The sequence below is a fragment of the Neobacillus ginsengisoli genome, from assembly GCF_030813055.1.
The window spans coordinates 354192-379965 of record NZ_JAUSTW010000004.1 but is presented as its reverse complement, the minus strand read 5'-3'; the positions used below and the strand labels follow the sequence as shown (position 1 = coordinate 379965).

Sequence of the window (25774 nt, the reverse complement as noted above, 5' to 3'; positions counted from 1 at the left end):
TTTAATTTTATAAAATTATAGGAAAAATATAAAAATTACACGCTTGGCGCAGTTTCTTTATTCCGCATCGATTGTGGAATATAAACGCAGAAAGGCTCGCTTTCCATATAATCACCCGTTACTGCATAGGTTCGTGATCGGGAACCGCCGCACATTTTGTTATATTCACATACACCGCATTTTCCTTTATAGTTTTCAGGCTGACGTAAATCCTTAAAAACTTTTGCTTCACGATAGATCTCTGCCAGTGGGGTATCTCGAACGTTTCCGCCGACAATCGGGAGCAATCCGCTTGGCACAACATCGCCAATATGAGTAACGAAGGCAAAGCCATTTCCATCATTCACTCCTTTTGGAGCGCGTTTCAGGCCGTCATGCAAGGAGGCAAAATCAGTTGTAATGGAATCTTCGTAACGAATTTCGCCTTTTTCAATTAAATGATCACGTGTTTTTTGTTGCAAAACAATACGGCGATAATGCTGTGCTGCAGTAGTTTTTATGTCGTACGGTGCAGTTTTGCTTAAATCGTACAACCAGCGAAACACTTTTTCATGATCGGCAGGGCTAATACAAGCATCTAATTGGCCTCTACCTGTTGGTACTAGCAAGAAAATGTACCACATGACGGCTTTCAGTTCTCCTACCAATTTTGCCATTTCCTCAAGGTGATCATAGTTATAACGGGAAATAACTGTATTGATTTGAAGCGGCATATCTAATTCGTTTAAGTATTTAATTTTTTCGAGTGTAAGATTAAATGAACCTGGAGTTCCACGGAAATGGTCATGAATTTCCGGTGTTGGACCGTCCAAACTAAAGCCCCAGCGAGAAAGCCCCACTTCCTTAGCTCGTTCCATTTTCTCTTTTGTTACATTTGCAGTTGCACTCGGTGTCATCGAGACCCGCATTCCTTTTTTAACGGCATAATCAGCAAGCTCGAAAAGGTCCTCTCTCAACATGCAATCCCCGCCGGTGAAAACGAGCATCGGATTATCCATTTCATAGATTTGATCGATTAAATTAATTCCTTCTTCATGCGTTAATTCCCGTGGATCAGGAGTGATTTGTGCATCTGCCCTGCAGTGTACACATTTTAATTGGCAGGCTCTTGTAACCTCCCAAATGACAATAAAAGGGTTTACATCATAATCAATTACTTTTCCATGTCCGTGTGGGTGGCCCATTCCATGTGGATGCCCTTTACTTATTCCTTGCATCTTCATCACCATGATTCGTTATTATTTTTAAAACCATTAAAATTGTTTCTATAGGTTAATTATAATTTTGCCTGCCTCTGGTGCTTGGAGGGGTTGTTACAATATTTCTACATTCCATTCAAGTGCCTTTAATCATTTGGTAAAAACTACTTTAAGATAGATTATTACAATTATATTACGGTAACATTACAAACTATCAAATATTTATCAAAATAATTATTAGTTTTCCCTTTTGTTACAAGGGCTGGTCACTTTTCTATTGTTTGTTACATTAAGGGCTTTCGTTACCTGATGAGGAATGTACTTCCATCGTAACCACATATTGGATGTTTTTTTCATAGGGCAACCTCCATTAAGATGAAGTTACACCACGATATTAAAGGAGCTCTTCAATGAAAAAACATCTACTAACAGCTGTTGCAACTGCTGGTATCTTGTTTACTGCTTTTGGTGCACAAGTAAGTGCACAAGGAACTGCCTACACGGTCCAATCCGGGGACACACTCTGGAAAATCTCGCAAACAACCAAAGTGTCCATTGCTAATCTAAAACTATGGAATCATCTAACAAGTGATACAATCTATGTAAATCAGAACCTTTCATTGGTAGCGCCAACTGCTGCAAAAAGACAGGCAATCATCACAGAAGCAAAAAAATACATAGGTACACCGTATTTATGGGGAGGCAGCACCCCGTCTGGTTTTGATTGCAGCGGCTTTGCCCAATACGTGTATGCAAAAGTGGGGGTGTCCATACCGCGGACAACATCTACTCAATGGGCAGGGATGAAATCTATTACCACCCCGAATCCAGGCGACCTTGTATTTTTTAATACAAGTGGAACTGGAGTATCACATGTCGGAATCTATTTAGGCAATAACCAAATGATTCATGCCGGTTCTAAAGGAATTACAATTGCTGACATATCCACAACCTACTGGAAACCAATTTATTTAGGTGCAAGAACAGCTTTTTAATAGGCAAAAAGATTAGGCCCTTTTATCAATCGATTAAGGGCCTAATCTTTTTTTAAAATATTAGATAAATGGTGTTATTTTTAGGGGGGGATTTCCCTATTTTAATTTTATTAATGTAGTATTATGGATATATTAAATCAAATAAAAAGAAGTGGAAAGGAAACAACAATGCTTAAAAGAATAGCAAGTATATGTATTTTAATATTAATAATTGCCATTGGATTCCTCCAAAAGGATGAACTATTACACATTATCAAAGAAGGAGGAACCTTATCAATTTTTATTAGTATGCTCCTCGTCGCAATCTGTGTTTTTTTTCCAATCATTCCATTTACGGTTTTAGCAGGAATCATTGGCGCAGTATTTGGGACAACTCAAGGGGCGGTTGTATCTTTGGCAGGTGCAATGATTGGTACGATGGGTTTCTTCTTTTTAAGCAGGTATGGTTTTCGGGATTTTGCCAGGGAAAAACTGCTGAAATACCCAAAAGTCCAGGAGTACGAAGGCTTTTTCAACCGGAATTCCTTTATTGCGATTATAACATCGCGTTTAATTCCTGTGATTCCGGCACCTGTTGTTAATACAATTTGCGGTTTAAGTAAGGTCAGATGGTTGACATTCTTTACCGCCTCTACTATTGGGAAAATTCCAAATATTCTCCTTTTATCCTATGTGGGAGCTTCATTTAGCAGCAACAAGCTTTACTCTGTCGGTTTATACGGTCTTTATTTAGTCATTGTCTTCCTGATTAATTTTGTCATCGTTTATCGGAGAATGTCTAAAACCAGTTAGACCACTCTTCTTGCATGATCATTAATTAGTGTAATTACTTCTGTAAAATAACTTTTTAAAATAATCCATTTTGCTGGATAGGAATAGATAAAATCCTCAATTACTTCTGTAGAGTGGAAAATTAAACAATCAAGTTGTACTTTAGTCTGTTTTAAATCATATAAAAGTGCATGAGGGATGGTGTAATAGTCTTTTAGTTGATACGGATTAAGTTTTACGACTTGAATGTTTTGAGCTTGAATATAATGTTGGATGGATTGTGCTTGGATGGAAAAACTTTCTTCCTTGGATAATTCATTTAGGCAAATACGTTCATTGATAAAATAAATACCCTTTATGATAAACACCGGCCTTCATCGTGATATGGTATTGTTATTGACATGGTTGACGAGAAGTATACAAAGAAAAGCGGTAGCGCCTGTTTAGCGAACGACAGGACTGGAGCGTTTCAGAAGCTTACTCTTGTGGAGCAGGACAATTCTCAAAGTCAAAAATTTATATATTTTATTTTTTAAAATAGAAAGGTGATAAAATCATGTCTTTTTGGGAGAAGGATGGTTTTACAATTAGTACGGATAAACAATACTTGGATATTGATGTCATTCATCAATTCCTGAGTGTGGACTCATACTGGGCCAAAGGGATTTCAGTAGAGTCTGTCAGAAAATCAATTGATCATTCTTCCATTTGTTTTGGCGTGTACGAGGGGAATCCGGAAAGCGGGAAGGCAAAGCAAGTGAGGTTTGTTCGTGCTGCTAGCGATTTTGTCCGTTTTGCGTATATTATGGACGTTTTTATTGTCAATGAATATCGTGGAAAGGGATTATCGAAATGGATGATGGGAATAGTGACAGAGCAATCTGAGCTTATAAATGTAGAGAAAATGCTGTTATGTACAAATGATGCTCATGGACTTTATGCTCAGTTTGGTTTTAAAGTGATCGATAATCCGGAAATTTATATGGAGAAGAAAGATTAGGAGACATAAAGATAAAAAGTTTGGGGAACAAAAAAATTACCCGGCAACCTGCCGGGTCCAACAATATCTATATTAAAAGGGGGTGGAAGTGAGGCTCGTTGCTGAACCTGTCTTTAGCTTAACGAAAAAATATGAACAATTTATGAAAGAACATTTAATAGTTTAAGAAAATAGAAATGGGGATTACGATGAAAAATTTCCATTGCTGTGCAACATGCAAGCACTTCACCATAGAGAAAAAACCGCAAGGAATGTCTTATTTTTGCAGCCGTTTAGGCTACGAAACAAAAACCAACTACAAATTCAATTGTTGGGACCCAAAAGAAAACATTAAAAAACTAATGCGGTGACAGTCACCGTCGGTGGACATTTTTAATTTAATTTAAAGAGTGATGATTATGTTTAAAGCAATGGTATTTTTTATTTTGGCCGGTATTGCTGAAATTGGCGGCGGGTATTTGGTGTGGCTTTGGCTCCGTGAGAGTAAGCCTTTTTGGTACGGCATTTTGGGAAGCATTATCTTAATAATTTATGGGATTATCCCGACCCTGCAAACCTTCCCATCGTTCGGAAGAGTGTATGCTGCTTACGGCGGTGTATTTATCATTTTAGCGGTTCTATGGGGCTGGGGAGTCGATAAAAAAACACCTGACCTATATGACTGGATAGGTGCAATCATTTGTTTAATAGGAGTTACCGTTATGTTGTGGGCACCCAGACAGACATAAAAACAACTAAATTTTTGGAGCGCGGGTCTACCCGCGCTCCATTTTTAAAAATTTGAATCCCGAAAAGCTATTCTTGAAGGGTAAATAGCACTGCTGCCGATTGATTGAAAAGGTCTAGTCAAAAAGGGTTTAATGGATTTCTCTCGTACATTTCGGATATTCTTGACGGGAAGGGTAAAGCTAGGTAAAAAGTGCTGAATTTTTATCATGGGGATGGTAATTAGTGAAAAAAAATAACCAACTAAAAAAACAAATGGAAAATAAAACAATTTTAATATGGAAGATTGCCATTGCCTCTGCCCTGTCATGGGAAATAGCGAGGTTGGCGGGGTCACACCATCCTTATTTAGCACCAATTTCTGTCATTCTCTGCTTACAAACAACCGTAAATAGCTCGATTCGATTTTCTTATCACCGGATGGTCGGAACCATTATTGGCATTGCGGTGGTCGTACTACTTGCTCCACAATTAAAAGTAAATGGTTGGACACTTGGCTTATTAATCCTCATAGGCAGCTTTATCGCAAAATGGTTAAAACGCGATGAAACAGCGATTCATCAGGTTGCATTAACCGTTTTGCTTGTGTTTGTCATGGGGCATAAATCAGGTGAATACCCAATCGACCGCTTTCGTGATACCTTAATTGGTGCTATCATTGCTGTCCTTATTCATATGCTCCTCTCTCCGCCTAATTTTACAAAACAGGCTTCAAAAAGTATTCAACATTTCTGCACTCATTTAACAAAAACCTTCAACCAAGTCTCAGAATGGGTCCAATCCGGTCTTGAAAAAAACGAAGGTTACAATCTTCAAATTGAAACGAAGAAGCTGCTTCAGGAACTTCATCAAGTGAAAAATTATATTATGGATGCAACGGATAGTCTAAAATATAACCCGTGGGCAACTAGGAGCGAAAAAGAGCTGCAGGAATGCAAACAACGAATTTATTTCCTAACACAGGGGTATTCCTACCTATCTTCGATAGTAGACATTTTAATGTCATGGTCCAATGCCGGGACCATGACACCGTTTCAGCAAACACAATGGGCAAAGCAGCTTAAAGCATTGAGTCCATTTTTTTATACAAAAAAAACCCGGCAGAGCTTAATCCGCCAGGTGAAACATTACTGGTGTCCCTTGAAAAGGAACTCGAGAAACAACAATTTCAAGTCGCTTTATATCATGAAACCATTAGTTTATTGAAAAAAATGAATGAACTTCCGAGAAACAAAGATTAGCTCGGAGGCAGTACCTGATAAGGGCGCATCATTTCATAATCCTCATGTTCAAGCATATGGCAATGCCAAACATACTGACCTGTAAAAGGGAAAAACGGAATGATGATACTTGTTACATGGGATGGGGGACATTTAACCGTATCCTTCCAGCCGCGCTCACCAAATTCAGGAAGAACCGGTGGCCCGGTGTATTTGATTTGTCTTGTATTTTTATAATGATCCACATCAAAGGGCTGTCTCAAGAGAATTTGAAATTGGACAAGGTGAACATGGATCGGATGATCATCCCCATTTGTATTAACAAAATTCCAAATCTCAGTTGAACCAAGCCAGGGATTTTCTGTAATCGGGTCATCCCATTTCTTTTTATCTAAGAGAAAAAAGGATCTTCCGTACAAGTCCTTCTCCTCGCTTAATTCTAAAAATCGGTGTTGGCCTGCAGATTGAACAGGTAGACGATTAATGGTTCCCATGTTGGCTGGAATTACGCTCGTATCAATACTAGAAAGTAGCTTTGTCACGCGAAACTGCATGACAATCCCCGTAGTTTGAGGATCAACTGGGTCACCAATCGGAAAATGTGTTGGTGCATCATTTTTTAATGTGATGGATTTTCCTCCAAGATTAGAAAAATCAATAATGACATCAGCACGCTCAGCAGGAGCAAGCAGCAACGATTTTACACCCACAGGCTGTTCAAGAAAACCACTATCACTCCCAATCTGAAAAAACAGCTGCCCCGAATCCATGTTCAACCGAAAAAAGCGGGCATTTGCACCATTTAACATCCGGAAACGGTACTTTCTCGGTTCAACTTCGAGATAGGGCCAAACCTTCCCATTCACCACAATTGTGTCACCAAAAAAAGATGGAATGATAGAAGGGGTTATTCCGGACTTATTATCCTCAGGCTGCTCCGGATAAAACAAAGAACCATCCTCATGGAAGGAACGATCCTGAATCATTAACGGAATTTCATGCTTGCTGGTTGGCAGATTTAAGGAACGTTCTTGAGAATCCCTAATAAGGTAAAATCCTGCCAAGCCGGCATAAATATTCAGCCGGGTCACCCCAATGGCGTGGTCATGATACCAAAGAGTACGGGAACTTTGCCTATTCTGATATTCATAAATCATTTTTTCGAAAAAGGGACCTTGTGATGCGAACCCTTTTGTGAACCACGCATCAGGATAGCCATCACTGGCCGGCTCTGTTCGGCCGCCATGTAAATGGACAACGGTTCTGACAGTAGACTTTTCCTTTTCGGCACCATGAACAGTATGGTCTATCGGAAAAAGATGCCTTTCCGGTAGGTCATTCATCCACTTGACAAATACCCTTTCCCCCATCTCTGCTTCAATTGTAGGGCCGGGATAAATCCCTTCATATCCCCAAATAGTTGTTTTCGGTAATTCACTATGAAATGACTGCTTTGTTTCCTGCATAAATACTTCATAATAGGTGTATTCCTCTGTTCGCCACTTCGACTTTAAAACAGGTGGAATAGGCAGCGGGTCTTTAAATTTTGTCAACTTCATCGTTACCGCCCCTTACAACATTCATTTTCAATATAAATATGATTGCCGGTAAAAAATAATTATCTCTTCTAGGAATAGCCTCATCATAAATATAAATAGAGTAGGAATTTTTTGTGTCTAAGGTGGGGATCGGAATGGAGGATATATATCGAATTCTTGAATGTCTTGAACAACCGGGGAAAAAAGTGTTAGCAACGATTATTGCCGTTGCAGGATCGGCATATAAAAAAGAAGGTTCCATGATGTTATTATTCGAAGATGAGTCCCGAATCGGGATGTTGAGTGCAGGCTGCTTAGAATCAGATTTGGCATTACAAGCTCAAGAAGTTTTTCAAAAATGGAAGGTAAAAACTCTGCAATATGATATGCGCGAGGAAACGGACTTAGCATGGGGGCAGGGGGCAGGGTGTAATGGAACGATTGATATTTTACTCGAACCGGTGACAGAAACCCTTCAGGATGATTTATTAAAAATTAAGAGGTTACTAGAATCTAATCTCCAAGTAAAAGCATTAAAAAAACTTGGAAATACAGGAGAGTACCTTTTTATCCCGAGTGAAGGCGGTCCATTTGGGCAATGGAAAGGAGAAGTGCCAACTTTTCTTTTCGAAACGAGATGTGGTATGATGCCCGATTTGCCCATTTTCCAACAGTTATTTCAAGCGAAACCCCGTTTGTTTGTCTTCGGTGCCGGGCCTGATGCAATGCCGGTTGTCTCATTGGCTGCGAATATAGGCTTCTCGGTGACCGTATGTGATTGGCGTGAAGAGTTTTGCCGGAAAAAGAATTTCCCGTCCGCTGATCGGCTTATAATAGGCTTTCCAAATGAGTTTTTAAAGAAAATATCGTTTTCTCCCAATGATTTTGCTGTTATCATGTCGCATCATTTTCAGAGGGACCAAGAAATCCTCCTGTCATTGCTGCAAAAAGACCTAAGGTATTTAGGTGTTTTAGGTCCACGGGCTAGAACGAAAAGGTTGCTTAAGGTTGAAAGTATTCCGGATTGGATTTCTTCACCAATTGGTGCATCAATTGGAGCAAAAGGGCCGGAGGAAATCGCCGTTAGTATTGTCGCTCAAATGATCGAAGTTTGGCGTAATTTTTCCCGAGAACCTGTGGAAAAATTAAGGGCCATTCCCGATTAATTGCAATTGTTTGGAAGATAGAAAAAACAGGAGAATGGAAAAGGCTGTTTCAAAACGGTTGAAAAGTTCCAAAAAACTCTTTTGCGACTGGAGGGATGAACTTGGAGATAATCGGAAAAAGCATTATTCGTAAAGATGCGTTTGAAAAAGTCACAGGCAAGGCGAGATACACGCATGACCATCATTCTGTGACGATGCTATCGGGCAAAGTGGTCATTAGTCCATACGGTCACGCTAAAATTGTCGCGATTGATACTACAGAAGCGGCAAAAATGCCGGGGGTAAGGGCCATCCTTGCGGGAGAACATTTTCCGCTTACAGGGGAAGCGATCCGCGACAAACCGCCCATTGCAGTAGATAAGGTTCGTCACCATGGTGAAGCGGTTGCCCTTGTGGTTGCTGATACACCGACACAGGCCAAAGCAGCCGCAGACAAAATCAAAGTCCAATATGAATTGCTACCGGTTGTCAACTCACCCACACAGGCGTTTCAAAAAGGTGCCCCACTAGTACATGAGCGGTTGGGAGAATATAAAAAAGAATCCGATGTTTATCCGGTTCCAGGCACCAATATTGCTACACATGTGAAAATCCGTAAAGGCAATATGGAAAAAGGCTGGGCTGAAAGTGATACGGTTGTCGAAGCAAGTTTTTCCTTGGCACCTTCCGATCATGTGGCGATGGAGACCAGATGCTCAATCGCCGAAATTTTGCCTGAGGGCACGATTAAGATAACCACATCCTCGCAAGCACCTTTTATGGTTAAAAAGCTTATCTCCGATTATTTTAATGAGGATATAGGGAAAATCATTGTCGAGACGCCGCTTGTTGGAGGGGCATATGGGGGCAAGGCACCGGTCCATCTTGAAATTCTTGCCTATTTGGGATCGAAGGCAGTTGGCGGTTTGCCGGTGAAGGTCCTAAATTCTAGAGAAGAAGATATTCTAATGTCGCCATGTCATATCGGCTTGGATGCCAAAATTAAACTTGGCGCCGACCGAAGCGGCAAAATCCATGTAGCAGAAATTCGCTATTTATGGGATGGAGGCGCTTTTTCGGATAAGGCAATTGATTTGACAAGAGCAGGGGCTGTTGATTGTACAGGTCCCTATAATATTGAAAATCTCTGGTGTGATTCGTACTGCATGTACACAAATCACCCTTATGCTTCACCTTTTAGGGGGTTTAGCCATTCAGAACTGTCTTTTGCTATTGAAAGGACAATGGATTTGTTGGCTGGGAAATTAGAGATGGACCCGCTGGAGTTGCGCTATCGAAATGCCCTTATGCCTGGACATACCACGCCAACAAGGGTGCTATTAAATAATAGCAATATAGGAAACTTACAAAAATGTATCGAGAAATTAAGAGGTTTATTCCGTTGGGATGAAGGGCCGATTAAAGAGTTGAATGAGCGATACATTCGGGTGAAAGGAGTAAGCTGCAGCTGGAAAACGTCAACGATTGACCCGAACGCACCCTCGGGAGTGATTTTAACTTTTAATCGCGATGGAAGTATTAATTTAATGTCCGGGGTTGTTGAAATCGGAACAGGGACAAAAACAGCACTTGCGCAAATCCTGGCTGAGAGGCTAAAGATGGATGTAGATAAAATCCATGTACGGATGGATGTGGATACCCAAACAACACCTGAACATTGGAAGACTGTGGCAAGCAGGGGAATCTATATGGCCGGCAGAGCTTTATTAGCAGCTGCAGAAGATGTCATCAATCAGCTGATAGAGGTTGCCTCAACTGTATTAAGGGCTCCAAAGGAAGATCTGACTGTTGCTCATAGCCGTGTATTTTTCCGTGATAATCCCTCCTTTGGGGTTCATTTTAAAGATATTTGTTATGGCTATAAGTATCCCAATGGGAACGCGATTGGCGGTCAAATTATTGGCAGAGGAAACTTTATTTTACGTCATCTAACAGGGCTGGACCCGGAAACCGGGGCAGGGAATCCTGGTCCTGAGTGGACGGTTGCAGCATATGGGGTTGAAGTTGAATTTGACCGCCGCGATTATACGTATCGAGTTGTGAAGGCGGCAACGGTTGTTGATATCGGTACTGTAATAAATGAAAAAGCGGCACGCGGACAGGTGATGGGGGCAATGAGTATGGGAATTGCCTTCGCTGGAAGAGAAACGTTTTATTTTGATGAGCTTGGGCGGGTGTTAAATCCGCAGCTAAGAACCTATCGTCCTCTTCGTTATGGTGAAAATCCCGAATACCTCGTCGATTTTGTTTATACTCCCGATCTCCAAGCAGCATATGGCGCGAGAGGGGTAGGGGAACATGGTCTTATGGGAATGCCGGGAGCACTAGGTAATGCTTTATCAGTTGCCTCAGGTGTTTCGCTCCATCATCTTCCTCTAATTCCAGAGCTAATTTGGAAAACAAAGGAGGGGAGAGGGAGTGCTACCATTTGATTTTGATTATTATAAGCCTGTAACACTGAAAGAGGCTGTGGATTTATATCAAACGTTGGACCGTCAAAGGACACAGCCGATGTTTATTTCCGGTGGAACAGAATTAATCACGCTAGGTCGTATTAATCTTGCCTATACCGAAGCTGTAATTGATTTGAAGGATATTGCCGAATGCAAGGTAATGCAAATGAGTGGAGAGCACCTTGTCCTTGGCAGTGCATTACCACTTACAAAAATCGAAGAGGCTAACCTGTTCCCTTTATTAACTCAAACCTCAAGAGAGGTAGCGGATCATACAGCTCGTGAAAAAATTACCCTCGGGGGGAATATATGCGCACAAATTTTTTATCGGGAAACGGTTTTACCCTTTTTGTTAGCTGACAGCCAAGTTGTGATTATCGGTCCCGAAGGAATAAAAGTAGTATCGATAAATGACATTTTTCGCGAAAAACTTCTCCTTAAAAGAGGTGAGTTTCTCGTTCAAATTGCAACGGAAAGGCACTATCTTGAAGCTCCATATGTTAGCATAAAACGCCGCCAGCAATGGGATACCGGTTATCCATTGATCACTGTTGCTGCGCTAAAAAAAGATAATGAAATACGTCTTGCATTAAGCGGACTATGTCCATTTCCATTCAGGTCAAAAAGCGTAGAGGCGTCTTTGAATAATTGGGACATACCAATTTCACAAAGGGTGGGTCGTGCTCTTGAGGAATTGCCTAGTTCTATCTTAGATGATGTCGAAGGATCGGCTGAGTATCGAAAATTTGTCTTACGGAATTTACTGCCCGATGTTCTGGAGGCATTAGAAGGAGCCGAGGTTTGATAGAGTATGAGTTTAAAAGGGGGAAGTGAAACTTGAAATCCCGCACAATTGTCCTAAATGTTAATGGTGAAATTAGGATGTTAACGGTAAGGTCAGCTGATACCCTTCTATATGCAATAAGGGGTAAGCTTGGCTTAACCGGTGCAAAGCCCGGTTGTTTAAACGGTGACTGCGGTGCCTGTACAGTGAATATCGATGGCTGGCCGATGAAATCCTGTTTAATGCTTGCGGTTGAAGCCATTGGAAAAAAAATCACGACCATCGAGGGATTGAAGGATACAGCCATACAAAAGGCGTTTATAGAAAATTTTTCCTTTCAATGCGGATACTGCACACCTGGTTTTATCATGAATTGCCATTCGCTAATCGAGCAGCATCCTGATGCCGATGATGAAACCATTCGCGAGTGGCTCTCATCGAATATTTGTCGCTGTACAGGGTATGCCGAAATAGAGAGGGCAGTAAAATCAGTGTTAGAGAAGCACTGAAAAGACTTGGTCGCGTTTAAGAAGCAAAAAAAGGGTTCCGCACAGCGAGAGCCCTTTTCAAATTTATACAAAGGAAAAGTTAGTGTTTCTTCATCGCAAAATAAGTATCCATAACCCGGCGGCCAATTTTAAGATTTGTTTTAGTATCTTCTTTTCCTTGATAGGCCCATGGAACCAGTACAGCCATGGCAACTTCCGGATTCGAACTTGGTGCATAGCTAACCAAGCTTAAATTCATAACTGGAGGGGGCTCATGTCCATATTTGCTTCGTTCAGGTCCATCATAAAAGGCCTCTGCAGTTCCTGTTTTTCCTGCCGGAGAATAAGGTGCATCTCCAAAAAACTTATAGGCCGTTCCGCCATCTTCCTGCATGACCTTTCGGAACCCAAGATGTACCCGACGCATCCATTCTTTTTTTACATCAATACTATTTAAGACAGTTGGTTTAATAGCTTTAAAAACAGGCCCAATCTCAGTCGTATCCTTCATTGGTTCACGAATTTCTTTTACCAAATGAGGCTGCATCCGGTATCCGCCATTTGCGATGGTTGAAACATATTGTGCCAGCTGCATAGGTGAGTAGGTATCGTACTGACCGATAACAAGGTCGAGTAAAAAACCCGGCAATTTGCTCGGTCCTTTAAACCCGGTTTGTTCGTTTGGAAGATCAATACCTGTTCTAGTTCCGAGACCGAAGCTGGCAAATGAATTTCTGATCGTTTCAAATGCATTATGATTAAAGTTTAACGGCTGATTATATTCATATTGCCCTTTTCCAATTTTTATCGCTGTATGAAACATATAGACATTTGAAGATTTTTTTAACGCATTAATTTCATTTAATTTCCCTAAATAGGCATAAGATTTTTTTAAAGGCGTTCCTTTAATTTTAATTCCTGTATCATCAAAAACCGTACCCGTAGTGATGGCTCCTGTTTTATAACCGGTAAGTACGGTGGCTCCTTTAACAGTCGAACCGACATTGTATGAAGTGGTAAAAGTTCCGAGAGCATCATCTTCTATTTCTTTTTTCCCTGTTTCTTTGTTTCGAACGATTTGCTTGCCTGCCATTGTCAATACTTCACCGGTATGAGGGTCCATTAAAACAACATATGCACGGTCCAAAAGTGTTGTTCCGGGAGATCGTTTAGCTGCCCATAACTCTTCCTCAATGATTTTTTCAACGGCTATTTGCAAATCCATATTCACGCTTAATACAAGATCTTTACCTCTTTGACCATTTGAAATCACTTTCCTATCCAGAACACTTCCTGTTTTATCAGTAACATTTTGGACTTTCGATTTTTGACCATGCAGGATATCTTCATATTGCCATTCCAGATAGCTTTTGCCAACGCGATCGTCCCGGCTATAACCCCTTGATAAAAAATAATTGAGTTGATTTGCCGGAAGTCCCTCGTCTGAGTTTGTTACATTGCCTAAAACGGACTTTAATGTTTGATTAAAAGCATACATACGTTCCCAATCAGTGGTAGTATCTACTCCCGGTAAAGATTGAAGGTTTTCACTGACAATGGCAAATTCCTCTTGTGAAACGTTGTCATTCTTCACGATTTCCGGAGCGTGTTTATAAGCACTCGTAAATTCCCGGTAAATCGCAATCACTTCGAGGTCATCATTATTTAATTGCTTTAATTCTTTATTCGAGATCCGATCTAGTTTTAGCTTATATAAATCCTTATCATCCAAATTTTTTGCCTTATATAAGTCTTTTTCTTTTTTTGTGATTTTGCCATCAGCTATTTTAGGATATTTGAAGAGCCAATAATCCTTTTTGTCCCTAATTGTAACTTTTTCGGGCTTTATATCAATTAATGTGGCCAATTTTTTTGCCGTTTCCAGCATTTCCTTTTGGCTGGCCCCTGAATTCATATAGGTAATGGCAGATTTCGGTACATTGTCCACAATGATTTTTAAATCACGGTCGAGTATTTTTCCCCTTGGAACCGGATTATTAATGGTAATATTTTCTTTTCTCTCTAATTCCCGTTTGAAATTCTCTCCATAAACTATCTGTACAAAACCTAATCTTAAAATGAGTAAAGAAAATAACAAAAAGATACTGAAAAAAAGTAAATTTAGGCGAATGGGGAAATGAGACTTTTTCTTCTTTTCCAACCTTTACACACATCCTTTTCACCAAACCATGAACTATTTTTTTATTATACCCCTATAATTTGCTGGAAATTTAGTTAATTATTTAATTTTTACGATTAGAATTACATAACTGTAAATTTTCACCTTTACAGTTTTATAAAACTCGGGTTATCGACATTTTTTTTAAATCCTGAGAATTTTGTCAATCGAAAAAATTATGAATTCTTTCATTAATTGGAATTTTTACTCTATAATAGGTGAGGGATGTGGTAGTTTCATAACCGAACATCTTTATAGAAAAAGAATTAGGAGGTCTACATATTATGGAACAAAAGGTATTGGATCCAACCGTTCAAAAGGCATTAGTACAATTTAAAGCATTAGATGAAAAAATCACCCATTTTTCAAGTGTAATCGGTTTAGTCGATTGGGATCAAAAAGTCATGGCGCCGAAAAAAGGTAGAAGTGTCTTTGCCAAAGCAACCGGAACATTGCGTACAGAAGTATTTAAGTTATCGGTATCACAGGAAATGGGCAATCTTTTAGCCGTTTTAACATCCCGGGAAAATGTTGGTGCATTGGACGAAGTATCAAAAGCAAAGATTAGAGAGTATCAAGCCTATTATCAAAAATCTAAAAGCATTCCTGCAGATCTTTTTCAGGAATACTCAATCTTGACCGCACAAGCAAATGATGCATGGGAAGAAGCAAGGGCAAACAACGATTTCGCTCGTTTCCTGCCATATTTAGAAAAAATCATTGATTTCAAGCGAAAATTTGCCGAAATCTATGGCTATGAGGAACATCCATATGATGCCTTATTGGACGAATTTGAACCGGGCTTAACGGTTAAAAAACTTGATCCGTTATTTGCTAAATTAAGAGAATCAAGTGTTAATCTTTTAGATAGAATTCAACAGGCGGGTAAACGAACTCCTGATGAAATTTTTAACCAATCTTTTGAAATCGAGAAACAAAAGGAATTTAATCGCTTTATCCTGCCGATCATTGGCTTTGATATGGAAGCCGGCCGCCTGGATGAAACGGTTCATCCTTTTGCCCAGTCTGTGAATACCGGAGATGTGAGGTTAACCACTAGGTATTTGGAAAATAATGTCCGCTCCGCGATGTTTGGAACCATTCATGAAGCCGGGCACGGAATTTATGAGCAGCATGTTAATCCGGAATTTGAGGAATCTGTATTGCAAAGCGGCGCATCATTTGGAATTCACGAATCCCAATCCAGATTTTTAGAAAATATGGTCGGACGAAGCAAGGAATTCTGGCATTATTTTTATCCTCATTTGAAAAAATATTTTCCTAAGCAACTTGAAAATGTTGAAGTCGATGAGTTTTACCGTGCAGTAAATACGATTAAACCTTCGTTTATCCGCGTGGAAGCAGATGAATTGACCTATAATCTGCACATTATGATCCGTTATGAAATTGAAAAAGGACTCATGGCGGGAGAGTTTGAAGCGAAGGACCTTCCGGCTATTTGGAATCAAAAAATGCAAGATTATCTTGGGATAACTCCAAGCTCTGATACTGAAGGAGTCCTACAGGATGTCCACTGGTCCTTTGGCGGGATTGGTTATTTTCCTTCCTATTCATTGGGAAATCTTTATGCAGCGCAAATATTACGGACCATCCAAAAGGATATCCCTGATTTCTATAAAATAATCGCGAATGGCAGATTTGATCTCATTCAAGCATGGTTAAAGGAAAAGATTCATCAGTACGGTAAGCTATATACTCCGAATGAATTAATTGTTAAAGTAACAGGCGAAGAATTAAATGCCGAATATTTAGTCCAGTATCTAGAGAAAAAATATTCCGAGGTATACGGGTTATAAGTTAATTGGAGGGGAGGGCTGAAGCCTTTCTCTTTTTTTTTATCTTTTATTATCGTTCAAATTTTTACCTCAAAAATTTAATAAATAATTAATAATTCATTAAGATAATGTTTAGGCTGGTTGTCTATTCTTATCTTGTTACATAATTAGGTTTGAAGGAGGAAAGATGATGAAAAAGAAAGTTCTGGCAGCTGTTGGAATTAGTGGTTTGTTAATGGCTGGTGGTGTTTTATCAGCTTCAGCTTCAGCTTCAGGAAACGGATATCAACTTTTCAAAGATTCTGTCAAAAAAACGCAAACGTTAACCAACTTTACTTCACATGTAGAAGCATCATTAACGGATAATGGTAAAAAGCTTTACTCGGTTAATTCCTTAAGCTCTGAAAATTTAACAGCCCAAGCAGCAAGTAGTAATGTAAATGTAACAAAGGGCGGAAAAACCACAAATTTAAACTACTATTCCAAAAATCATCAGACAATCGTTAAGAGCAGTAATGATACTAACTATTATGTTCGTCAGGGACATGTAGAAAAAAATGAGCAGCAAAAAAATGAAAATCATAATGGTCACAAGCTTTCTCCGCAAATGCAAAAGGATGTTGAAGCTATATTTGATGCGATAACAACAAATTATCAGGATAAAATCAATTCTTCAGACTTAGGTAATGGTAATACCGGTTTATCGTTTGAACTTACAAAAGACCAAGTACCGGCAGTTGGTCAAGCGGTTGTCTCATTCTTTTTGAAGAATATCGACCAAAATAAGGAGCATTTTGGAAATCGTGAATTCGGCTCGTTAAATATTGCCGACTTAAAACCGGTGCTTCCACAGCTTACAAGCGGCATTTCCGTTGATAAAGTAGTCCTTAACGGAATCGTGGATAAAAACAATTACTTAATGGAACAAGATGCAACCATCCATGTAACAGGTACCGATGTAAAGGGTACAACACACAGTCTTGTTTTATCGATTAAAAACCAATTTGATAATATCAATAATTCAAAAGTAAACACAATTGACTTAAAAGGTAAAAAGGTTGTTACTGTTCAGGACAACCATAAACGTCATGAAGATTAATTAAGTTTAGTTCAGCCAATCTCAATAATTCGATTGAGAGATTATCAATCAAATAAGGCAGAGAAGTTTCTCTGCCTTTCGCTTGATAAACGGCATAGAAGCAAGCAATAAACCCACGTAACCCCAATCAAGTTTGGGTCAAGAATGGAGTGAATATGTGTGAATGTTCTTGAGATTCAAAACGTGACAAAGCGGTATAAAAACGGCAGAGGCGTGGAGAATATTAGTTTTTCCGTAAAAAAGGGTGAGATTTTTGGATTATTAGGTCCAAATGGAGCGGGGAAAACAACGTTAATGAAATGTATTGTCGCCCTATGTCGACCTGAAAATGGAAAAATTTATATTAACGGGCATAATGTCAGGGAACATTTTGAACAAGCGATGGAATCAGTCGGAACTCTAATTAGCGGGGTAGAAGCCTTTGATTATCTTACTGCTTATGATAACCTAATGCTTGCGGCAAGGATTTATCCAGGACTTGAGATGTCAAGGATTGACGAAGTGCTCGAGTGGGTTGGTATGGAAGCCCATAAGAATGAAAAAGTAAAATCTTTTTCAACCGGAATGCGCCAGCGGTTATATTTAGCAGCCGCATTACTTTCGAAACCTAACTTTGTCATTTTAGATGAGCCGACAAACGGACTTGATATTGAAGGGAAACTGGATTTTCTAGAACTTATAAACCGTTTAGCTAAAAACGAGGGCGTCACGTTCATACTTTCTACCCATTTGATTGATGAGGTAGAGCGTCTATGTGATCGGATTGCCATTCTTTCAAAGGGGAAAATCATCGGGGAAGTAGCAAAAAATGAATTAGCCGAGGGTCAATCGTTTGAATCCTTTTATATTGATTGTACTCGTAAAGGGAAGGAAGTGAACAAAGTTGCTGAACTTAAAAAATGAATGGAATAAATTATTACGTAAACGCTCGACTATCGTCCTGTTTTGCCTCTCAGCGTTGTTTCCATTAATTGTTGGTCCGACTGTTCAAATGATGCAAAATAGATTTGGTTTTACGGCATTCGATGGTGAAAGCTTTCCGCTTGTCATTTTAAGTTTAGCTGTTTCCTTTTATTTACCATTATTATTGGCTTTAGGTGTCAGTGATATGTTTGCGGGAGAACAAGAACAAAAAACCCTTTCCTATTTTCTCGTTCGTCCGATTTCAAGGTTTAAACTATTTACCTCTAAAATTGCATGTACCGGTATTTATTTACTTGTTCTTTTACTAATCGTATGGATATCTTCACTTATAACAGGAGCTATCTGGTTAGAGAATTTTACTTTCCATGGGCTTTTACTTGGTATCTCAGCATTTTTATTATCATGGTTTCCATTAATGGCAATTGGTGTTCTATTGGTCTTTCTTGTTCAATGGTTTGGTTCCAGCAGCAAAGCTTTAACCTTTTCCATTCTCCTATACGTTGTTATGGTTGTATTAACTTATCTGTTCCCAACAATCGCGCAGTGGCTGCCTGCATATGATAGCAATTGGTATCAACGATGGATTAATAGCGGGTTTAACATTGTGATCATGGGTAGATCGATTTATCTTTTATCTTTTTGTGCATTGTTCTTCACTTTGGGCTACTATAGGTTTACCCGGAAAGAATATTAAAGAAGAAAGTAGTGAAATAGATGTCAATTCGTTTAAGACTTTTAATATCCTATCTCGCAATGGTCCTTGTTCCCATTTTTTTCGTGGTAGTTTCAGCACTATTGGTGGCATTGCTCTATAGAGGGGATATTAAAGAATTGCGAAACATCTATTTGCCGCCTGAACATCAACACACACTATCGGAAAAAGATCAACTATTCATTGACCTGCAACGGAGGTCGCTGAAAAATCCGGGACAGCTTGCGGATCAATCCTTTCTAAAAAAACTTGATAGCCAATTAAGCAAGTCAAAAACAGCTCTTTTAGTTCGAAAAGGAAACAAGATTATTTATCGTTCATCATTTCTACAAGGCTTGGATTTGGAAGACCTGCCTGCGTTTGGTTTTTACAGTGAAGTGGATCCCCTAGAACGGAATAACAATCAATTTATTTCGATAAAAAAATTGGATTTTTTCTATCCTGATAATTCGGAGGGTTCGTTATTTTTCGTGACAAATGCGAATAGCTTAGCAAACTTTGTCCGTTCTTCCTACCCGATTTTATTTATCGGATTGATACTCATTTTAATTGTAACCAATGGATTGCTAACCTATTTTGTTTCGAAGAGTATTATCCGTCCGATTAGAGAATTGCAAAAGGCTGCAAACCAAATGAAGGAAGGAAACTTAAATATTCCGATTGAAGCGATGTCAAAGGATGAATTGGGTCAATTAGCTCAAGGGTTTGATGAAATGCGAATAAGGTTAAAAGAATCAATTGAAACACAATTAGCGTATGAAGAAAACCGCAAGGAATTAATTGCGAATATTTCACATGATTTAAAGACACCGATCACGACAATCAAAGGCTACGTGGAAGGAATTCGAGATGGAGTAGCAAATAGTCCTGAAAAAATGGATCGGTATATCCAGACGATTTATACAAAATCCATAAATTTGGACCGGATGATTGATGAGCTCTTTTTATATTCGAAATTAGATCTACAACGTCTTCCTTTTTATTTTGAACGGATTAATTTTGAACATTACCTCCGGGATTTTGTCGAAGAGCTACGTTTTGATTTAGAGGAAATGAAGGTAGAAATAAACCTAAATATTGAAAAAAACGGGGATTATTTGATAACAGGCGACCGTGAACATTTGAAACGAGTGATAACGAACATTGTCGATAATTCCTTGAAATATATTGATAAAGAAGTCAAAAAGCTTTCCTTTCATCTTTCATCATCAGATTCATATGTTCTTTTTAAGATGGAGGATAACGGACCGGGCATTGCGGAAGAAAATCTCCCATTGATTTTTGGTCGTTTTTACCGTGCTGATTTAGCAAGAGGAACAGAAAAAGGCGGAAGCGGCCTAGGGTTGTCTATTGCCAAAAGAATTATTGAAGGCCATAAAGGGGCCATTTGGGCTGAAAGTAAGCAAGGTCAAGGGACCACGATTCTCTTTACGTTAAAAAAAGCAGGTGAGGAATCATGAAAAGAATATTAATCATTGAAGATGATAAAAGTATTGCGGAACTTGAACGTGATTATTTGGAAATTGAAGGTTTTTCGGTTGTGATTGCTTTATCAGGGAATGCTGGTTTAAACACGGCATTAAAGGAAGAAGTAGATTTAGTGTTACTTGATCTGATGCTTCCCGGAATAGATGGTTTTCAAATATGCAAAGCAATTAGAATCGAAAAAGATATCCCGATTCTAATGGTCTCTGCTAAAAAAGAGGATATTGACAAAATTCGTGGATTGGGTTTGGGTGCAGATGATTATATCGTGAAACCATTCAGTCCTAGCGAATTAGTAGCAAGAGTGAAAGCACACATTTCTCGTTATCAGCGTTTAATCGGGAAAGAATCCCAAAGCGATGGCATTATGGTTCGGGGGTTGCGAATAGACAAAGGCTCAAGACGGGTTTTTGTTAACAACCATGAGGTAATTTTCACCGCAAAAGAGTTTGACCTATTAACCTTTTTTGCCCTTCACCCTAACCATGTTTTCAGCAAAGAACAGTTATTTGAACGCTTATGGGGTTTGGATTCTCTAGGAGATATTTCAACCGTAACCGTCCATATCCGAAAAATAAGAGAAAAGATTGAAATGGATCCATCCAATCCTCAATATATCGAGACCGTTTGGGGCGCCGGATACCGTTTTAAAGGGTAGGCTCCCGATTGGAATTGCTTTTAAGGTAGGATTTTTTATGTTATATTTTGTTTTTAAATAGAACGATAAAAAAGTGAAACGTACGTATATTCAACAGAAAATTTTGGAGGTTAATGATGTCTAACTTTGATTATTCACTATTTCAAACGATCAATCACTTGGCAGTGAGTGACAGTTTTTTAAATTCTTTTATGGAAATTATAGCTCAAAGGGCAGAATACCTATTCTTTGCTGCCATCATTTTTTATTGGTTTTATAAAAAACCTACTAATCGACAAATGGTTGTTGAAGCTGTTTTAGCTGCTTGTGTCGCGATGTTGATCAATATGGTAATTGGTCTTGCGTTTTATCGTGATCGACCATTCGTTGCCCATCATGTCCATTTGTTAATCTCACATGCAAAAAACGCATCCTTCCCAAGTGACCATGCTACAGCTGCTTTTGTCATAGCAACAACAATTTGGATGTGGAGAAAGCGTGATGGATGGCTGTGGTTAGTTTTAGCTGCTGTAGTTGCCTTCTCACGTGTTTGGACCGGGGTACACTATCCTTTGGACGTAATTGGCGGGATGTTCATAGGTGTTACGATTGCATTTGTAACCCATAGATTCTTAACACGTTTAAAATTTATCAACCGTCCATTAAATTATTTAATTGAACAGTATGAAAAGGCAGAAAATAAAATAATGAATAAAACAAATACAATGTGATCCAAAGGGAAATGGTTTAATAAACATTGTTATGATCAAATAATGAAGGTGATTGGCGAAACATACAAACCAAGAATGAGGAGTTAATGAAGGTATGAACTTTAAAAACAAGGATAAAATTCTTATTCTTTCAGCCACATATGGGGATGGACATAAGCAAGTGGCAAATGCAATAAGTGAAGCCGTTGATTATACTCTTCCTGACGCAGAACCCATTATTGTAGATATCATGGAATGGATTCATCCCTACTTATATCCAATTAGCAATTACGTTTATAAACGGAGTCTTAAAAAGTTTCCGCAACTGTATAGCTATATATATAGAAAGACACGTGAAAAAAGCTCCTTCTCGATAAAGTTAAATGCCTTATTTTCACTCGGAATGCGGTCATTGCTTGAGATTCTACAAGAGCTGAAACCATCGGTGGTTGTTAGCACTTATCCTTTTGCAGCAGGAATTATGTCGCAATTGAAAGAACAAGGTTTAGTTGATATCCCGGCTGTTACTGTTATTACCGATTATACCGATCACTCATATTGGATCCATCCATATACTGACCAATATGTTGTTGGATCAAAGCAGGTACGAGATCGACTAATTGCCCTCGGAATTGAAAGCTTCAAAATTAAATATACAGGAATTCCTATCCGTCGGAAATTCATGCTGCATCATTCCCGCGAGATGTTAGCAAAAAAATATGATCTGGATCCAAAAAAATTCACCTTATTAATTATGGGTGGAGGTGACGGTTTTATCGGGAAAGGATTATCAACTTTTCATGCACTTGAATCGGTACCAACATCCATGCAATTAATTATCATTTGTGGACGGAATAAGAAATTGCACAAACAGTTAGCGGAGGAGCTTAAGGACTCGAAGCATGATATTCTTCTTTTGGGATTTTGCGAACATGTCCATGAATTGATGGCTGTTTCCGACTTAATGATTTCAAAGCCGGGAGGAGTTACGACATCAGAAGCATTGGCGATGGAACTGCCAATTTTTATCTTTAATCCTCTTCCCGGACAAGAAGAAGATAATGCAAATTTTTTATTGGAATCCGGTTTAGCAATTTTAGCTGAAAATAATCGTGATTTAATTAGTAAAATTCAGAGTGTTATGAAGGATTCGAAACCATTAGCTTATATGAAACAAAGATCCAAGCAATATCAATCCAAGACTTCATCAATCGATGCTCTTGAGGTAATTATTCGTACAATCAACCGTGTAAAAAAACAAGACCATGCGTTTTTACCAATGGAAATGAAACAAAGCATGTAATGTAGGTAAATGGATTGTTAAACCTTTGTAAAGGTTGGACGGATCGTGTTGAGGTGAAAATAAATAATGTTTAAGATTATAGCAGGAATGATTCTATTGTATGTAATCTATACGATTATACCTTTTCTACTTACGGCTGGATTAGGCAAGGGGGTATTTCGACGCAGTGACGATCCCTCAAAAATTGCCTTTACCTTTGATGATGGCCCTGATCCGAAGTATACACCCACACTTTTAGATTTATTGAAGAAACACAATATTAAGGCTACGTTTTTTGTTTTGGGATCGAAGGCAGAAAAGAATCCCGAATTGATCCTTCGGATGCATAATGAGGGACATTTAATCGGAATTCACAATTATGTCCATCGATCCAATTGGATTATGCTTCCGTGGACCATTCGACGTGAATTGGATTATAGCGCTTCAGTTGTAGAAGGAATTACGGGTGTTAGACCGATCTACTACCGTCCACCATGGGGATTACTGAATTTGTTTGATTTTTTCATTATTAAACCTTATAAGATTATCCTTTGGTCTGTTATGGCCGAGGACTGGAAAAGTAAAGGCGGAAGTGAAAAAGTAAAGAAGAAGCTTCTGAACAAAATTAATCATGGCGATGTCATTCTTTTACATGATAGCGGAGAAACATTTGGAGCAGATGAAGATGCACCATTGAATACGATTAATGCATTGCATGATGTAATAAAAGAACTGACTGCCAAAAGTTATACCTGTGTAAGAATTGATGAAATGTTGGTTTAAATTTGTATAAAGCTTTTAAATAAATCCATATACCCTTATAAAAAGGTTTGAAGGTACCAATAATATATTGGTACCATTACATTTTATGGAACAGCTATTTTTTAGCTAATTTAATGAATTTCGTGTGGTGTACAAATGAAAAATTTGTGGAAATCTTGGAATAAAGAAAAAAAGCACTTATGCTTTGCATCCATTTTATTGGTGCTATTTGTTTCTCCCCTTTTTATCCTTGGGGAAAATGCCCATATACGGGTTCATGATAACCTGGATTCAAACATTGCCTGGTATAAAGTATTAAAGGATAGCGGTCAATTATTTGGTAGTGTAAATTCCAGTATCCCGCAAATTATCAATGGCCAACTGGAACGAAATGCATTTGGAACAGAATTCAGCGGGATACAGTGGTTACATACCCTTTTACCATCGATGCTTGCTTTTTCAATAAGCCAAACGATAACAAGGATTTTTGCCTTTATAGGAATGTACTTACTGCTCAAAAACCACTTTGTTAAATCTGAAGATGCATACCTAATAAGAGTCTGGGTATCATTAGCTTTTGCACTAACGCCTTTTTGGCCTTCAGGTATGTTAAGTACATTGGGTATGCCGCTTGCACTTTGGGCTTTTTTGAATATTAGAAATGGACACCATAAATGGAAAGAGTGGGTTACACTCATTTTACTGCCGCTTTATTCAAGTTTTGTATTAGGATTTTTCTTCTTTTTGGTTGCCATGGGCCTTTTATGGCTACGGGATTTACTTGTTAAAAAGAAATATAATTGGATTTTCCTTGGCAGCATTGCCCTGATGACCTTTATTTTCCTTTTGATAGAGTATCGATTAGTTTACTCATTGATTTTTCCTGAAGCACCGACAAACAGGAATGAGTTTGTCGAATCTAATCTTGGACTTCGGAGCACGGTAAAATTAGTATTTAAAAATTATTTCATAGGTCATACCCATGTAATGACCTTGCACACATACATCATTGTCCCGCTTTCCTTTATCGTCTTTTTGGCTATAAATTATAAAAAGAGGGGATCACTCGAAAAAAGATATTTATATCTATTTATCTTGAATTTTGTTTTATCTGTCTGGTATGCATTTTGGTTCTTTAAAGGCTGGGAGCCTTTAAAAGAAAAAGTTTCTTTATTAAATACATTTAATTTTTCCAGATTTCATTTTCTCAGACCATTAATTATCTATTTGATGTTTGCAGTGGGTTCATACATTCTATGGCGAAGGGGCAAGGGCTGGAAGCATCTCGTTAAAGTATGTCTGGTTGCTCAATTAGTTGTCGTTTTTATTGCCAATAATGAAATTTATTATCGGGATGCAAAAACTCCGACATTTAAACAATTTTATGCTACAGAGCAATTTAAAGAGATTGCGAAATATATTGGGAAACCAAAAAACAGTTATCGAGTCGCAAGTATTGGTTTACACCCTGCAATCGCCCAATATAATGGATTTTACACGCTGGATACGTACAATAATTTCTATCCATTATCTTATAAGCATGAGTTTAGGAAAATCATTGCAAAGGAATTAAACAAAAGCCCTTCATTGAAAAAGTATTTTGATCAATGGGGAGGAAGATGCTATATATTTGTCGCTGAGCTCGGTCAAAATTATGAATTTAAAAAAACGTCAAAGGTAAAGATTCATCATTTACAACTTAATACGAAGGTATTTAAAAGCATGGGAGGACGATATATCTTCTCAGCAGTTCCAATAATCAATGCCGCGGAAAATGGTTTGGAATTTAAAAAGGCATTCGACCAAAAAGATTCTGCCTGGAGAGTTTACCTTTATCAAGTAAAATAA

At 38.6% G+C, this 25774-nt stretch carries 23 protein-coding genes; 19 read left to right on the top strand and 4 right to left on the bottom strand.

Features of this window, described 5'->3' with window-relative positions:
* Positions 1–35: 35 nt before the first annotated feature.
* Complete coding sequence (locus J2S10_RS14235) at positions 36–1184, bottom strand: TIGR04053 family radical SAM/SPASM domain-containing protein (protein WP_307409256.1); 1149 nt, start codon at positions 1182–1184, stop codon at positions 36–38.
* A 425-nt stretch (positions 1185–1609) separates the two neighbouring features.
* On the opposite strand from J2S10_RS14235, the gene J2S10_RS14230 reads away from it, so the two are divergent.
* Entirely contained in the window at positions 1610–2194 is a 585-nt protein-coding gene (locus J2S10_RS14230) for a C40 family peptidase (protein ID WP_307408839.1), read from the top strand.
* Between the two features lie 168 nt (positions 2195–2362).
* Complete coding sequence (locus J2S10_RS14225) at positions 2363–2986, top strand: TVP38/TMEM64 family protein (protein ID WP_307408837.1); 624 nt, start codon at positions 2363–2365, stop codon at positions 2984–2986.
* Here the strand turns inward: J2S10_RS14225 and J2S10_RS14220 are convergent.
* A complete protein-coding gene (locus tag J2S10_RS14220) occupies positions 2983–3333 on the bottom strand; it encodes a hypothetical protein (protein ID WP_307408835.1) in 351 nt (116 codons plus the stop codon). The genes J2S10_RS14225 and J2S10_RS14220 overlap by 4 nt on opposite strands.
* A 188-nt stretch (positions 3334–3521) precedes the next feature.
* Between J2S10_RS14220 and J2S10_RS14215 the strand changes: the two genes are divergently transcribed.
* The 3 genes from J2S10_RS14215 to J2S10_RS14205 all read left to right on the top strand — a co-directional run bounded on the left by J2S10_RS14215 (position 3522) and on the right by J2S10_RS14205 (position 5897).
* Positions 3522–3965 (top strand): GNAT family N-acetyltransferase, encoded by a 444-nt coding sequence (locus J2S10_RS14215; protein WP_307408833.1) that lies wholly within the window; start codon positions 3522–3524, stop codon positions 3963–3965.
* A gap of 398 nt (positions 3966–4363) precedes the next feature.
* Positions 4364–4693, top strand: a complete 330-nt coding sequence (locus J2S10_RS14210) for a YnfA family protein (protein WP_307408831.1) — start codon at positions 4364–4366, stop codon at positions 4691–4693.
* 223 nt (positions 4694–4916) lie between these two features.
* Positions 4917–5897 (top strand): FUSC family protein, encoded by a 981-nt coding sequence (locus J2S10_RS14205; protein ID WP_307408829.1) that lies wholly within the window; start codon positions 4917–4919, stop codon positions 5895–5897.
* Positions 5898–5928: 31 nt separating this feature from the next.
* On the opposite strand, the gene J2S10_RS14200 is transcribed toward J2S10_RS14205, so the two are convergent.
* Positions 5929–7470 carry a multicopper oxidase family protein gene (locus tag J2S10_RS14200; RefSeq protein WP_307408827.1) on the bottom strand — a complete coding sequence of 514 codons (1542 nt, stop codon included), beginning with the start codon at positions 7468–7470 and terminating at the stop codon, positions 5929–5931.
* Positions 7471–7604: 134 nt separating this feature from the next.
* Between J2S10_RS14200 and J2S10_RS14195 the strand changes: the two genes are divergently transcribed.
* The 4 genes from J2S10_RS14195 to J2S10_RS14180 all read left to right on the top strand — a co-directional run bounded on the left by J2S10_RS14195 (position 7605) and on the right by J2S10_RS14180 (position 12361).
* A complete protein-coding gene (locus J2S10_RS14195; RefSeq protein WP_307408825.1) occupies positions 7605–8615 on the top strand; it encodes an XdhC family protein in 1011 nt (336 codons plus the stop codon).
* Between the two features lie 101 nt (positions 8616–8716).
* Positions 8717–11047: a xanthine dehydrogenase family protein molybdopterin-binding subunit gene (locus tag J2S10_RS14190; RefSeq protein ID WP_307408823.1), complete on the top strand. Its 2331-nt coding sequence runs from the start codon at positions 8717–8719 to the stop codon at positions 11045–11047.
* Positions 11034–11873: an FAD binding domain-containing protein gene (locus tag J2S10_RS14185; protein ID WP_307408822.1), complete on the top strand. Its 840-nt coding sequence runs from the start codon at positions 11034–11036 to the stop codon at positions 11871–11873. Before J2S10_RS14190 ends, J2S10_RS14185 begins: the two co-directional genes overlap by 14 nt.
* Positions 11874–11905: 32 nt before the next feature.
* On the top strand, positions 11906–12361 hold the full coding sequence (locus J2S10_RS14180; protein WP_370876206.1) for a (2Fe-2S)-binding protein: 456 nt from the start codon (positions 11906–11908) through the stop codon (positions 12359–12361).
* Positions 12362–12440: 79 nt separating this feature from the next.
* Here J2S10_RS14180 and J2S10_RS14175 read toward each other — a convergent pair whose 3' ends face one another.
* A complete protein-coding gene (locus J2S10_RS14175; RefSeq protein WP_307408820.1) occupies positions 12441–14501 on the bottom strand; it encodes a peptidoglycan D,D-transpeptidase FtsI family protein in 2061 nt (686 codons plus the stop codon).
* Between the two features lie 302 nt (positions 14502–14803).
* On the opposite strand from J2S10_RS14175, the gene J2S10_RS14170 reads away from it, so the two are divergent.
* From J2S10_RS14170 to J2S10_RS14125, 10 genes are all read left to right on the top strand, one after another.
* Positions 14804–16336, top strand: a complete 1533-nt coding sequence (locus tag J2S10_RS14170) for a carboxypeptidase M32 (RefSeq protein WP_307408818.1) — start codon at positions 14804–14806, stop codon at positions 16334–16336.
* A gap of 169 nt (positions 16337–16505) precedes the next feature.
* Positions 16506–17414: a hypothetical protein gene (locus J2S10_RS14165; RefSeq protein WP_307408816.1), complete on the top strand. Its 909-nt coding sequence runs from the start codon at positions 16506–16508 to the stop codon at positions 17412–17414.
* Between the two features lie 159 nt (positions 17415–17573).
* Entirely contained in the window at positions 17574–18317 is a 744-nt protein-coding gene (locus J2S10_RS14160; RefSeq protein ID WP_307408814.1) for an ABC transporter ATP-binding protein, read from the top strand.
* Positions 18298–19032, top strand: a complete 735-nt coding sequence (locus J2S10_RS14155; protein ID WP_307408812.1) for an ABC transporter permease — start codon at positions 18298–18300, stop codon at positions 19030–19032. The genes J2S10_RS14160 and J2S10_RS14155 overlap by 20 nt, the downstream gene beginning before the upstream one ends.
* Before the next feature lie 20 nt (positions 19033–19052).
* Positions 19053–20510, top strand: coding sequence for a sensor histidine kinase (locus tag J2S10_RS14150; protein ID WP_307408810.1), 1458 nt, complete (start codon positions 19053–19055; stop codon positions 20508–20510).
* Positions 20507–21193 carry a response regulator transcription factor gene (locus J2S10_RS14145; RefSeq protein ID WP_307408808.1) on the top strand — a complete coding sequence of 229 codons (687 nt, stop codon included), beginning with the start codon at positions 20507–20509 and terminating at the stop codon, positions 21191–21193. Before J2S10_RS14150 ends, J2S10_RS14145 begins: the two co-directional genes overlap by 4 nt.
* Positions 21194–21309: 116 nt before the next feature.
* On the top strand, positions 21310–21903 hold the full coding sequence (locus J2S10_RS14140; protein ID WP_307408806.1) for an undecaprenyl-diphosphatase: 594 nt from the start codon (positions 21310–21312) through the stop codon (positions 21901–21903).
* A 94-nt stretch (positions 21904–21997) separates the two neighbouring features.
* Entirely contained in the window at positions 21998–23185 is a 1188-nt protein-coding gene (locus J2S10_RS14135) for an MGDG synthase family glycosyltransferase (protein ID WP_307408804.1), read from the top strand.
* A gap of 66 nt (positions 23186–23251) precedes the next feature.
* Complete coding sequence (locus tag J2S10_RS14130) at positions 23252–23947, top strand: polysaccharide deacetylase family protein (RefSeq protein ID WP_307408802.1); 696 nt, start codon at positions 23252–23254, stop codon at positions 23945–23947.
* Positions 23948–24082: 135 nt separating this feature from the next.
* On the top strand, positions 24083–25774 hold the full coding sequence (locus J2S10_RS14125; RefSeq protein ID WP_307408800.1) for a DUF6044 family protein: 1692 nt from the start codon (positions 24083–24085) through the stop codon (positions 25772–25774).

Bases quoted from the DNA above. Each gene is read 5' to 3' on its own strand.
- J2S10_RS14145 (WP_307408808.1), top strand. From the start codon at position 20,507: ATGAAAAGAATATTAATCATTGAAGATGATAAAAGTATTGCGGAACTT.
- J2S10_RS14200 (WP_307408827.1), bottom strand. From the start codon at position 7,470: ATGAAGTTGACAAAATTTAAAGACCCGCTGCCTATTCCACCTGTTTTA.
- J2S10_RS14225 (WP_307408837.1), top strand. From the start codon at position 2,363: ATGCTTAAAAGAATAGCAAGTATATGTATTTTAATATTAATAATTGCC.
- J2S10_RS14235 (WP_307409256.1), bottom strand. From the start codon at position 1,184: ATGGGCCACCCACACGGACATGGAAAAGTAATTGATTATGATGTAAAC.
- J2S10_RS14230 (WP_307408839.1), top strand. From the start codon at position 1,610: ATGAAAAAACATCTACTAACAGCTGTTGCAACTGCTGGTATCTTGTTT.
- J2S10_RS14215 (WP_307408833.1), top strand. From the start codon at position 3,522: ATGTCTTTTTGGGAGAAGGATGGTTTTACAATTAGTACGGATAAACAA.
- J2S10_RS14195 (WP_307408825.1), top strand. From the start codon at position 7,605: ATGGAGGATATATATCGAATTCTTGAATGTCTTGAACAACCGGGGAAA.
- J2S10_RS14130 (WP_307408802.1), top strand. From the start codon at position 23,252: ATGTTTAAGATTATAGCAGGAATGATTCTATTGTATGTAATCTATACG.
- J2S10_RS14210 (WP_307408831.1), top strand. From the start codon at position 4,364: ATGTTTAAAGCAATGGTATTTTTTATTTTGGCCGGTATTGCTGAAATT.
- J2S10_RS14165 (WP_307408816.1), top strand. From the start codon at position 16,506: ATGAAAAAGAAAGTTCTGGCAGCTGTTGGAATTAGTGGTTTGTTAATG.
- J2S10_RS14150 (WP_307408810.1), top strand. From the start codon at position 19,053: ATGTCAATTCGTTTAAGACTTTTAATATCCTATCTCGCAATGGTCCTT.
- J2S10_RS14170 (WP_307408818.1), top strand. From the start codon at position 14,804: ATGGAACAAAAGGTATTGGATCCAACCGTTCAAAAGGCATTAGTACAA.
- J2S10_RS14135 (WP_307408804.1), top strand. From the start codon at position 21,998: ATGAACTTTAAAAACAAGGATAAAATTCTTATTCTTTCAGCCACATAT.
- J2S10_RS14140 (WP_307408806.1), top strand. From the start codon at position 21,310: ATGTCTAACTTTGATTATTCACTATTTCAAACGATCAATCACTTGGCA.
- J2S10_RS14125 (WP_307408800.1), top strand. From the start codon at position 24,083: ATGAAAAATTTGTGGAAATCTTGGAATAAAGAAAAAAAGCACTTATGC.